Origin of the sequence: Limnohabitans simekii (SeqCode), from assembly GCF_965234735.1 — a bacterium.
Lineage (GTDB): Bacteria > Pseudomonadota > Gammaproteobacteria > Burkholderiales > Burkholderiaceae_C > Limnohabitans > Limnohabitans simekii.
On the sequence record NZ_OZ248544.1, the window covers coordinates 252,651 to 263,447 of the forward strand.

At 59.6% G+C, this 10,797-nt stretch carries 14 protein-coding genes and 1 pseudogene; 2 read left to right on the forward strand and 13 right to left on the reverse strand.

Annotation, left to right across the window (positions count from 1 at the left end; genetic code table 11):
- Positions 1-8: 8 nt before the first annotated feature.
- The 6 genes from AC8GFP_RS11890 to rpsP all read right to left on the reverse strand — a co-directional run bounded on the left by AC8GFP_RS11890 (position 9) and on the right by rpsP (position 3,899).
- Entirely contained in the window at positions 9-983 is a 975-nt protein-coding gene (locus AC8GFP_RS11890; RefSeq protein ID WP_506613444.1) for a CobD/CbiB family protein, read from the reverse strand.
- A gap of 33 nt (positions 984-1,016) precedes the next feature.
- Complete coding sequence (locus AC8GFP_RS11895) at positions 1,017-1,700, reverse strand: CoA pyrophosphatase (protein ID WP_506613446.1); 684 nt, start codon at positions 1,698-1,700, stop codon at positions 1,017-1,019.
- 75 nt (positions 1,701-1,775) lie between these two features.
- The gene (rplS, locus tag AC8GFP_RS11900) at positions 1,776-2,156 is read right to left on the reverse strand and encodes a 50S ribosomal protein L19 (RefSeq protein WP_506613448.1); all 381 of its coding nucleotides are present in this window, start codon (positions 2,154-2,156) and stop codon (positions 1,776-1,778) included.
- A gap of 149 nt (positions 2,157-2,305) precedes the next feature.
- Positions 2,306-3,061, reverse strand: coding sequence for a tRNA (guanosine(37)-N1)-methyltransferase TrmD (gene trmD / locus AC8GFP_RS11905; protein ID WP_506613450.1), 756 nt, complete (start codon positions 3,059-3,061; stop codon positions 2,306-2,308).
- Between the two features lie 7 nt (positions 3,062-3,068).
- Complete coding sequence (gene rimM / locus AC8GFP_RS11910) at positions 3,069-3,641, reverse strand: ribosome maturation factor RimM (RefSeq protein ID WP_506613452.1); 573 nt, start codon at positions 3,639-3,641, stop codon at positions 3,069-3,071.
- Positions 3,642-3,650: 9 nt separating this feature from the next.
- Positions 3,651-3,899, reverse strand: a complete 249-nt coding sequence (gene rpsP, locus AC8GFP_RS11915; protein WP_506613454.1) for a 30S ribosomal protein S16 — start codon at positions 3,897-3,899, stop codon at positions 3,651-3,653.
- 175 nt (positions 3,900-4,074) lie between these two features.
- Here rpsP and AC8GFP_RS11920 point away from each other — a divergent pair, with 175 nt between their 5' ends.
- Positions 4,075-4,521, forward strand: a complete 447-nt coding sequence (locus AC8GFP_RS11920) for a hypothetical protein (RefSeq protein ID WP_506613455.1) — start codon at positions 4,075-4,077, stop codon at positions 4,519-4,521.
- 49 nt (positions 4,522-4,570) lie between these two features.
- Here AC8GFP_RS11920 and folK read toward each other — a convergent pair whose 3' ends face one another.
- The 5 genes from folK to AC8GFP_RS11945 are packed head-to-tail and all read right to left on the reverse strand — an operon-like array spanning position 4,571 to position 8,944.
- The gene (gene folK, locus AC8GFP_RS11925; RefSeq protein ID WP_506613457.1) at positions 4,571-5,077 is read right to left on the reverse strand and encodes a 2-amino-4-hydroxy-6-hydroxymethyldihydropteridine diphosphokinase; all 507 of its coding nucleotides are present in this window, start codon (positions 5,075-5,077) and stop codon (positions 4,571-4,573) included.
- Positions 5,058-6,512 (reverse strand): polynucleotide adenylyltransferase PcnB, encoded by a 1,455-nt coding sequence (pcnB, locus tag AC8GFP_RS11930; RefSeq protein WP_506613458.1) that lies wholly within the window; start codon positions 6,510-6,512, stop codon positions 5,058-5,060. Before pcnB ends, folK begins: the two co-directional genes overlap by 20 nt.
- Positions 6,509-7,180, reverse strand: coding sequence for a histidinol-phosphatase (locus AC8GFP_RS11935; RefSeq protein ID WP_506613460.1), 672 nt, complete (start codon positions 7,178-7,180; stop codon positions 6,509-6,511). The genes pcnB and AC8GFP_RS11935 overlap by 4 nt, the downstream gene beginning before the upstream one ends.
- A complete protein-coding gene (gene hda, locus AC8GFP_RS11940; RefSeq protein ID WP_506613461.1) occupies positions 7,181-7,867 on the reverse strand; it encodes a DnaA regulatory inactivator Hda in 687 nt (228 codons plus the stop codon). It abuts the gene before it with no gap.
- Positions 7,868-7,873: 6 nt separating this feature from the next.
- Positions 7,874-8,944 (reverse strand): AI-2E family transporter, encoded by a 1,071-nt coding sequence (locus AC8GFP_RS11945; protein WP_506613463.1) that lies wholly within the window; start codon positions 8,942-8,944, stop codon positions 7,874-7,876.
- 76 nt (positions 8,945-9,020) lie between these two features.
- Between AC8GFP_RS11945 and purM the strand changes: the two genes are divergently transcribed.
- Complete coding sequence (gene purM / locus AC8GFP_RS11950; protein ID WP_506613464.1) at positions 9,021-10,049, forward strand: phosphoribosylformylglycinamidine cyclo-ligase; 1,029 nt, start codon at positions 9,021-9,023, stop codon at positions 10,047-10,049.
- A gap of 356 nt (positions 10,050-10,405) precedes the next feature.
- Here the strand turns inward: purM and AC8GFP_RS11955 are convergent, their stop codons facing one another.
- Together AC8GFP_RS11955 and AC8GFP_RS11960 are read right to left on the reverse strand one after the other, a co-directional pair.
- Positions 10,406-10,624, reverse strand: a complete 219-nt coding sequence (locus AC8GFP_RS11955) for a response regulator (protein ID WP_506613466.1) — start codon at positions 10,622-10,624, stop codon at positions 10,406-10,408.
- Positions 10,625-10,667: 43 nt separating this feature from the next.
- Positions 10,668-10,797: pseudogene (locus tag AC8GFP_RS11960) on the reverse strand (IS30 family transposase); the annotation flags it as partial.

Below are 10,797 nucleotides of genomic sequence, written 5' to 3' on the forward strand. Positions count from 1 at the left end.
GGCTGTTGTCAGCCCAGCAAACGGGCCAAGGTGAGCAAGGCCAGCAGCACCATCCACATCACCACGGCACGCCAGACCAAGCCCACCATGCTGCGCAAATGCGCCACTTCGGGTTCGCGCCCAGCAGTGGGCTGAACCAGCGGATCGTCGGACAAAGCCTCGTTCGAGGCAGGGCGCAAACCCACGCCGCCCAAGCGCACATTGATGGCGCCTGCAGTGGCCGCCAGCACCACACCATCATTCGCATTGGGAAAGTGCTGTGCATCTTGGCGCCAAGCATCCACCGCATCTTCGAAATTGCCCACGACCGCGAAAGACAAACCCGTCATCCGTGCAGGCACCCAATCCACCTGTCGCCAAGCCAGTGCAGTGACTTCCTGCAAGGCCGGGCTGCTGTGCGCTGCATCCAACTGCGAACTGTCGGAGGAAGCCGCCCAGTCTGTTGACAACAAGGCAGACAGCCTGAAAAACACCGCCCCCGCTGGACCCAAGCCCATCGCGGCCAACACCGAAAACCACGCAATCACGCCAAACACATGGCGGTGAGCAGAAATCGAAGAATGTTCAATCACATGGCGAACGATTTCGCTGCGCGGCATGTTTGGTTCCAGATCCCCCTGCCATTGGCGCAGCAACTCTCGCGCCAGGTCATCGTCACCCGTGGACAAGGCGTCACGGATGCCCGAAAAATGGTGGCTAAAGCGCCTGAACCCCAAGGTGGCGTAAAGCACCACCAAACTCCACAGCATGGCCAAGAACCAACCGCCAAACCACCACAGCAACCAATGCACCAGCACGGTCAATGCGCAAGCGAGCACCACGGCCAATCCCCACGCGATCCAAGCATGCCGCTTGTCGCCAGCGTCCAGGGTGTGACGCAACCAGTCGGCCCATTGGATGAACAGCTTGTCGATGCCCGCACTGGCCGAGCGCGGACGGGCTTGTTCCAGCAACAAGGCAAGCAAGAGGGCGATGAAACTCATGGCCCAATGATAGTGATGCCCACGCGGTGGCGCTCAAGGCTCAAGTTTGGCTTGTAAAAATTCGTAGAAATTGCGCAAGATGCCAGCGGTAGCGCCCCAAATCACGCGGCGTGCCTCGGGCGATTCACAGGGCATGGCATACCACTCGCGCTGCACACCTTGCCATTGCACACCGTGGCGCTGGTGGTTGGCCGGGTTCATCAGGTGCAACAAAGGCACTTCAAACACATCGGCCACTTCGTGGGGGTTGGCTTGCAAACGCATCTCGGGGCTGAGCAAGGCCACCACAGGGGTCACCTTGAAGCCGGTACCGGTGACGTACATCGGTAGACAACCCAACACCGTCACATGACTGGGGTGCAAGCCCACTTCCTCTTGGGCCTCGCGCAAAGCCGCTGCCACTTCATCCGCGTCTGCCTCGTCTTGGCGGCCACCAGGAAACGCAATTTGTCCGGCGTGGCTGGACAAATGTGCGGTGCGCAAGGTCAACAACACCGTGGGCTCTGCCCGCATGACGATGCCCAAGAGCACCGAGGCTGGCGCGGGTGGTCGGCTGCTGAACGGCGGCTCGTAAATCGGTTGGGTCCACGCTGGCGGGTTGGCGAAATAAGTCCGCAAGGCATCGGGCTGCAGCCGTGACAGCGGCAAGGCAGGCAAATGCCCATCGGTGCCCAGCAATTGGGCCGATTCGGGATTGAATTTGGGGGGTTGGCTCAAAACAGCTTGCTTGAAGTCATGAAAAAGCCGCCGCAGCGTGAACTGGGGCGGCCAGGGATTGAGCTCAGACCCTGCTTACTTGGCAGCAGCTGGGGTGGCTTTGGCCGTGAGCTTTTCTTTGATACGTGCCGATTTGCCGCTGCGCTGACGCAAGTAGTACAGCTTGGCGCGACGCACATCGCCACGGCGTTTGATTTCGATGCCAGCGATGAGCGGGCTGTAGGTTTGGAAGGTGCGTTCCACGCCTTCGCCGCTGGAGATTTTGCGAACGATGAAGTTGCTGTTGATGCCGCGGTTGCGCTTGGCAATGACCACGCCTTCAAAAGCCTGAACACGCTTGCGGGTGCCCTCGACCACGTTGACGCTGACCACCACGGTGTCGCCGGGGGCGAACGGGGGAATGGTTTTGCCCAAACGGGCGATTTCTTCCTGTTCCAGGATCTGGATGAGATTCATGATTTCCTCGAAACGATCATGGATGCGCTACACAAAAGGCCGGTGCTGACGGTGCAAACACTGGCGGCCATCCAGAGGATCAGAGCCCGACATTATAACCAGCCGCCAAACCGCCCTGGCTGGCTGGCCATTGGGCCGCCAACAAGCGCTCAGGTCAGGGTTTTCAGGAACAGCTCGTCTTGGGGCTTGAGCAAGCCTTGCTGGCGGGCTTGGTCAATCAAATCAGGGCGCTTCTCAACCGTCAAGGCCAGGCTTTGGGCCCGCCGCCATTCAGTAATTTGGGCATGGTGGCCCGACAGCAAGGGGGCTGGCACGCCCTGCCCGCGCCATGCTTCGGGTCGGGTGTAGTGCGGGCAATCCAGCAAGCCGCTCAGGGCTGGGGTGAAGCTGTCTTGCAAATGGCTTTCTTCGTCGTGCAACACGCCGGGTTGCAAACGTGCCACAGCATCCAGCCAAGCCATGGCGGCCAATTCACCGCCCGACAAGACAAAGTCGCCCAAGCTGATTTGCAGGTCCACATGGGTGTCGATGAAGCGCTGGTCCACGCCTTCATAGCGGCCGCACAGCAGCACCGCGCCTTGGGAGGTAGAAGCTTGCAGCACTAGCGTTTGGTTCAAAGCCTGACCCACCGGCGAAAAATAAACCAAGGGGGCAGTTTGGCGGTCTTCACCACGGGCTTGGCGGATAGCGCCCAGGCAGGCCGCCAAGGGTTCGGCCAGCATGACCATGCCGGGGCCGCCGCCAAACGGGCGGTCGTCCACGCGCCGGTAGTTGCCATCGGCATGGTCACGTGGGTTCCAACAATGCACCGCCACTTGGCCGCTTTCGTAAGCGCGGCGGGTCACACCTACCTCGAGGAAGCTTTGAATCAGCTCGGGGAACAAGGTGATGATGTCTACACGCATGGCCGCCTCAGTAATCGGCTTGCCAGTCCACCAGGATTTGGCGGGCCGCCAAATCCACCTGATCGACGTAGGCGTTGACGAAAGGGATCATGCGCTCGATGGGCTTGCCCTCGGGGTCGGGGTTGGCTTGGGACAGCACCAACACGGTTTGCGGCCCGGTGGACAGCAGTTCGGTCACCTCGCCCAAATCGATGCCTTCGCGGTTGCGCACGGTCAAGCCGATCAGGTCGACCCAATAGTATTCGTCGGGGTTGGTAGAGGGAAATGAAGAGCGCTGAATGAATATTCGCGCACCTTTGAGGCTTTCGGCGACATCGCGGTCAGTCAGGTCGTGGGCCAAAGCCACCAAGCTGTCCGAGTGCTCTTTGGCCTCGCGGATGCGCAACAAGACGGTACCCACAAACGGCGAAGCACCGCGCTCGTTGGGTTGCAAAAACCAGCGTTTGGAAGAAAACAGCGCTTCGGGCGAAGCGCTGTGGGGCAAGACCTTGAGCCAGCCTTTGAGGCCCCAAGCATCCAAAATGCGCCCGACTTCGATGGCGTCCGCTGGTAATTCAGCAGGCTCCCAAGCGGGCTGCATGGGATGCGTTTAGGCGGGTTTGCCGGCCTGTTTGATCAGGCGGTCAACGGTGGAAGAGGTTTGAGCACCGACACCCACCCAGTAGTTCAGGCGGTCGTGGGCAATGCGCAAGCGCTCTTCGCCACCAGCGGCGATGGGGTTGTAAAAACCCACACGTTCGATGAAGCGACCATCGCGGCGAACGCGTTTGTCGGCGACGACGATGTTGAAAAACGGACGGGCTTTAGAACCGCCGCGAGAAAGTCGGATGACGACCATGGTTTATCCTTGGGTGCAGACTTTGATTCAGCGATGAGACACGCGACTTGACCACCCGGCCAGCGCTCGCTGAAAAGGCTGCCATTATAGACCGCCGCCCAGATGACCCTTTGGTTGGTCAGTCACACAGCCCCTTGAACAGCAAACCTGCGAGCCGCAACACATAATTCCCATCATGAAGAACAAAACATTGGCCACATGGCTCAGCATCTGCACCGGCACACTGGGCTTGCACCGTTTCTACATGTTTGGCTGGCGCGACTCCTGGGGTTGGGTCATGGCATTGATGAGTTTGCTCGGACTCTACGGCTACGAACGCGCCCAAACCATGGGCTTGGATGATCCGCTGAGCTGGTTTTTGCTGCCTGTGGTGGGTTTGACCATCACAGCCAGCGCCATGCAAGCCCTGTATTGGGGCTTGATGTCGAAAGCCAACTGGAACAGCTTGTACAACCCCTCGGAAGATGCCGAGCACAAAGCCGGAAGCACCAATTGGTTCACGGTCATTGCGATGGTCTTGTCCATGATTCTGGGCACCACCGCCATGCTTTCCAGTCTGGCCTATGGCTTTCAGCGCTATTTCGAAGCGCAAATCACAGAAGCCGAGAAGCTGTCGCAATAAGCATCTTTGAAGCGATGAGGGCTGCATTCAACATCTGACACCCCTTTTTTCACAAGTTGCCTTCAAGAGCAGGGTAGAAAGGCAGTCGCCGAATCGGCTGATCTGCGACAGCCGCCAGCATCCCTTCACTGACCAAGTGCCCAGCCACCTCTTGCAAAGGCCGCAGCACGAATGCCCGCGCTTGCCACCTCGGGTGCGGCACGGTCAACCAGCCGCTTTGAATGCGGGCGTCCCCATAAAACAGCAGGTCCAGGTCCAGGTTGCGCGGTGCGTTTTGCACGCTGCGCACCCGCCCAGCAGCCTGTTCCAAGGCTTGCAAAGCCAGCAGCAAGTCAACTGCATTCAATTGGGTTTCAAGATGGGCCACGGCGTTCACATACAGCGGGCCACTGGCCTCGTGGGGCGCGGTTTCATAGAGTGAGGAAGCGCTTACAAGCCGGGTGTATTCGATGTCGCCTAGCTGCGCCAAGGCGTGCTGAACGGCCTGCGCGGGCTCGCCCAAATTCGCCCCCAGCGCCACAAAGGCGCTGATGGGTTCACGCAGCGGGTTTGTCACCGGCAGCACCGGCTGCGGGTTTGCGCCGCCGCCGGGTGCGTTTGCGCGGCTCGCTGCCGTCGGCGCGCACCGCGCGGGCTGCAGGGCGCACGGCTTGAATCAGGCTCAAGCGGGCCTCGTCATCCGCATGCTGGAACTCTTCCCACCAGTCGGCCAGCTCGATGTCCAACTCGCCCACTTCGGCACGCAAACATAGGAAATCGAAACCAGCGCGAAAGCGGGCTTGGTCCACCAAACCAAAAGGTGCGCTGCCAGTGCGTTTTTCAAACCTCGGCTGCATGGTCCAAATTTCACGCATGTCACCGGCCAACTTGCCGCGTCCCGACACGTCACCGATGCGCGCATTGAACACGTCTTCAATGGCTTCTTGCAAGGCGGGGTAGATGGGCATCTCGCCGGTGCGGGCTTGCCAGCCTTCGCGCACATCGGCCCACAGCACGCAGGCCAGCAAAAAGCTGGGGGCCACCGGTTTGCCTTCACCCACGCGGCGGTCGGTGTCTTGCAAAGCGGCGCTGACAAAGGGCGTGTCGGCGCGCTCCACCACCACATCCAGCAGCGGGTAAATGCCTTTGGCCAAGCCCAGCACTTTCAACTGCTGGATGCTGGCCAAGGAATGACCGGTTTGCAACAGCTTCAACATCTCATCGAACAAACGGCTTTGCGGCACATCGGCCAGCAGCTTGAGCATGGCCTTCAAGGGCTTGGCGGTGCGCGGCTCCAGGGTGAAGCCAAGCTTGTTGAGCTTGGCGGCAAAACGCACGGCGCGGATGATGCGCACCGGGTCTTCGCGGTAGCGGGCTGCCGGGTCGCCAATCATGCGGATGACGCGCTTCTTGGCGTCTTCATACCCATGGTGGTAATCGATCACGTCGCCGGTGTGCGGGTCGTAATACATGGCGTTGACCGTGAAGTCGCGCCGCGCTGCATCTTCGTCTTGCGGGCCCCAGACGTTGTCGCGCAGCACCCGGCCACTGGCGTCCACCGCATGGGTCATGTTGGAGAGCGCCTTTTTGCTGGTGCGTTCATTGCCACTCACCTGCTCGGCGTCTTGGCTGTCTAAATGGGCGCGGAAGGTGGAGACCTCGATCACCTCGTGGTCGCGGCCTCGGCCATGCACCACGTGCACGATGCGAAAACGCCTGCCAATGATGAAGGCGCGGCGAAAACAGGCTTTCACTTCCTCGGGCGTGGCGTCGGTGGCCACATCAAAGTCTTTGGGCTTCAAGCCGACCAGCAAATCGCGCACCGCGCCGCCGACGATGTAGGCTACATAGCCGCGTTCTTGCAGGGTGCGCACCACGTTCAGGGCGCGTTCGTCCACCAACTCGTGGTCGATGCGGTGTTCTTGTTCACTGATGACGCGGCGCTTGCCAAAGCTGGCTTTGGGCGCAGCTGCTGGTTTGCCCAGCAAGCGGTCGATTATTTTTTTAATCATGGGGTCTCGAAAAGGTCGAGGATACGCCAACCCCGTTCAAGGGCGGTTTGACGCAACTCGGCGCTGCCATTGGTCACCACCGGTTGCTGCACCTGCTCTAGCAGCGGCAAGTCGTTCAAAGAGTCGCTGTAAAACGTGGCTTCAACCTCGGCCAAGCTGGTGCCTTGCGTGGCCAACCACTGCTGAACCCGCGTCACCTTGCCTTCGCGCAAGCTGGGCACACCGGCAATCTCGCCGGTGAAATGACCGTGGGCATCCCGCTCGAGTTCCACGGCCAACAACACGTCCATGCCAAAAGCCTCGGCAATCGGTCGGGTCACAAACTCGTTGGTGGCGGTCACCATCACCAAGCGCTCGCCACGACGGCGGTGTTGTTCCACCAAGTCAAGCGCAGCGGGCAAGATGGCCGGGCGAATGACGCGTTCCATGAACAAGTCGTGGGCGGCGGCGGCGGCAGCCGGTCCTTTTTCACGCACCGCCGCGGTGGAAAAGCGCACGTAGGCGTGGATGTCCAAACAACCCGCAAGATAGTCGGCGTAAAAGCCGTTGTTTTTGGCTTGAAAGGTATCGCGGTCGACCCAACCCAAAGACAAGGTGAACTCGCCCCAAGATTGGTCCGAGTCCAGCGGCAGCAAGGTGTGGTCAAGGTCAAACAGCGCGAGCTTCATTCAGAGTTCATCCAACATGGCCCGCAGCAAAGGGATGGTGAGCGGGCGCTGGGTTTGCAAGGCGTAGTGGTCCAAGCGTTGCAGCAAGTCCATCAGGTGGCCCAAGTCGCGGCTGAAGCGGCTGAGCAGGTAATCCAGCAAATCGGTGTTCAAGCTCATGCCCAGGGCTTGCGCGTGGCGCACCAACACCTCGCGGCGCTGGTCGTCGTCCAACAGCTGCAACTGAAACACATGGCCCCAGCCCAAGCGGGTGCGCAGGTCTTCGCGCAAAGGCAGGTCTTGCGGCGGCAAGGCACCAGCGGCCAAGACCCAAGGCTGACGCGATGAACCCGGGGTGGCGGCGTTCACAAACCAGTTGAAGGCGGCGTGTTGTTGCACGGGTGTGAAGCTTTGCACATCGTCCATGATGAGGACTTCCCACTCGGGGTTGAACTCAGCCGCTTGGCGGGTGCTGGCGTCCATCCAACCCACCAAGGCCCCCTGCCCTTGAATGTGCTCGGCCACGGCTTGCAGCAAATGGGTTTTGCCGCAACCGTGCTCGCCCCACAGGTAGGTGGGCACCGGCGAGCGGGTGCTGCCAGCCATCCACAGCTCCAAGTGCGCCAAGGCCGAGGCGTTGTTGCCGGGGAAAAAGTTGGCCAAGCTGGGGCCGACCGACACACCAATATCCAGGGCAATTTGTTTCATGGCCGATCAGCCTGCATACAAGCGGCTGGCCATGTAGCGGCTGCGCAAGCGGCGCAGCGCCACCAGCAACACGGCGCTGGCGGGCAAGGCGATCAGGATGCCGACAAAGCCCAGCAACTGGCCAAAGGCGAGCAAGGCAAAAATCACGGTCAGCGGGTGCAAGCCGATGCGCTCGCCAATCAAACGCGGTGTGAGGATGAAGCTTTCAATCAGTTGGCCCAGACCAAACACCACGGCCAGCATGAGACCGGCTTGCATCGGGGCCATTTCCAAAAAGCCTGCCAAGGCGGCCAGCAACAAACCAATGCCAAAACCCACATAGGGCACGAACACCGCCAAGCCGGTGAAGATGCCGATCGGCCAGGCCACCGACAAGCCAAACAGCTTGAGCGCCGCCACGTAATACACCGACAGGATCAGCATCACCAGCAACTGGCCGCGCAAATACTCGCCCAGCACCGCATCGGCCTCGTCAATGAATCCGCCCACGCTGTCTTTGGCCTTCACCGGAATCCAGTCACGCGCATGGGCCAAGACATGGTGGCCGTCCATCAGGAAGTAATAAAGCGCCACTGGAATCAACACCAGGTTGCCAATCAGCGCCAACGCCACGCTGCCGCCGATTTGCACCGAGGCCAACAGCGAGGACAAACCGCTGTCCCACAGATTGCTCATGTAGGTGCTGAAAAACGCTTTGATGGACGGTTGGTCGAAGTTCACCTCGACGCCCATGCGGGCCAACTGGGGGGCCAAGTCGGTTTGCAGCAAGGCCAGCAAGGTGGGCAACTGCGCTTGCACCCGGGCCGCTTCTTTGAAAAAGACCGGCACCACCAGCCCCAACAGCGCCACCACGGCCAGCAAAAACAGAACTTCCACCATCAGCACCAGCACAAAGCGTGGAACCCTTGTACCCAGGTGCGTTTGCAACCACACCACCAAAGGGTTCAGGGCATAGGCCATGGCCGCAGCCACCAAAAACGGTGTGAGCACCGGAGCCAACCACCACACAAGCCCGAGCAACACAGCGGTGATGGCCAACCAAGCGGCGTGGAATCGGTAGTCGGGGGAGGAGGTCATCAGGCGGTGTGAAACCCGGCAATTAGAATCTGCGCATTCTATCGACCCCTCCTCTCGGCGCTCGTCGCCCCGCCCCATGAACACTCCCCTTTCCTACAAAGACGCTGGCGTTGACATTGACGCTGGCGACGCCTTGGTTGAACGCATCAAGCCCTTGGCCAAGAAAACCATGCGCGAGGGTGTGTTGGCGGGCATCGGCGGCTTTGGGGCCTTGTTCGAGGTGCCGAAAAATTACAAAGAACCGGTGTTGGTGAGTGGTACGGACGGCGTGGGCACCAAACTGAAGCTGGCGTTTGAATGGCAAATGCACGACACCGTGGGCATCGACCTGGTGGCCATGAGCGTGAACGACGTGCTGGTGCAAGGGGCAGAGCCGCTGTTTTTCCTCGACTATTTCGCCTGCGGCAAATTGGATGTGGACACCGCAGCGGCCGTGGTGGGCGGCATCGCCAAGGGCTGTGAGTTGTCGGGTTGTGCCCTGATTGGTGGCGAAACCGCCGAGATGCCCGGCATGTACCCCGCTGGTGAATACGACCTTGCAGGCTTTGCCGTGGGCGTGGTGGAAAAAAGCCAAATTTTGACCGGCCAAGATGTGAAGCCCGGCGACGTGGTGCTGGGCTTGGCGTCCAGCGGTGTGCACTCGAATGGCTTCAGCTTGGTGCGTAAATGCATTGACCGCGCCGCCGCCCAGTTGCCCGCCACCTTAGACGGCCAGCCCTTCAAGCAAGCCCTGATGGCCCCGACCCGCTTGTATGTGAAAAGCGTGCTGGCGGCTTTGAAAGCCCACCCCATCAAAGCCCTGGCCCACATCACCGGCGGCGGCCTCACTGAAAACATTCCCCGCGTGTTGCCCGAGCACTGCGCCGCGCATTTGCAACGCGACAGCTGGCCGCGCACCGAGCTGTTTGCTTGGCTGCAAACCACCGCTGGGATTGACGACGCCGAGATGTGCCGTACCTTCAACAACGGCATTGGCATGGTGCTGGTGCTGGACGCCGCCCACGCTGCTGCTTGCGCCAAGACCTTGGCGGACTTGGGTGAGCAGGTGTTTCAAATGGGCGTGATCGCCGAGCGGGGCGATGGAGCGGCTGTAGTCATCCGCTGAAGTTAATTGGGGTCAGTTTCCAAAATAATTGGGGTCAGTTTCCAATTAATTCACGCGGCTTGCCGACCACGGTGGGCTCGTCCGCCGCTCACCGCCGCAAGCGGCAACGTTCGCTACGCAGCCGACCCCACCATGTTCGCAAGCTGAAGTGGTTTGTTTGGCTGGCCAAGTTGCTGAAAGCGATTTTTCGCAAACCGCGCCACCTTGCGCCGAAACATCACTTCAAAGCCGCACGGCCTGGGGACCATTTTTTGAGCGAAAGACCAGAAAAATGCGTCCCCATGGCGGGCGGCGAAAGCGTGACTTCAACGTCAAAACAATTGGAATCTGACCCCAATTATTTAAATATCAATGACTTAACTTCTAACGCTCAATACCCGTGTGATTTCGGTTTCTAAGTTTTGCGAAGATATGGGTTTAGATAAATACCCGTCTGCGCCTGCCATCAGATATTTTTCTTTATCACCCGTCATGGCATGGGCAGTGACCATGATGACCGGGCAATGACCTCCTGTTCTTTTTTCTGTTTCTCTCAATATTTCCAACATTTGAAGACCATCCATGATGGGCATCATGGCGTCCAATAATAAAAAATCACAGGTATTTTTGGAGGCGGATTCAAGTTCGAAGCGCAACGCGCTTGAGCGATTGATGAAACACCTCTGAGGGTGTTTTGAATCCCAATCTTTTTCTTGGTCTGTTATTCAATCTGTTTTGAATCATTCTAATTTCCTCATCGCTGACTGTG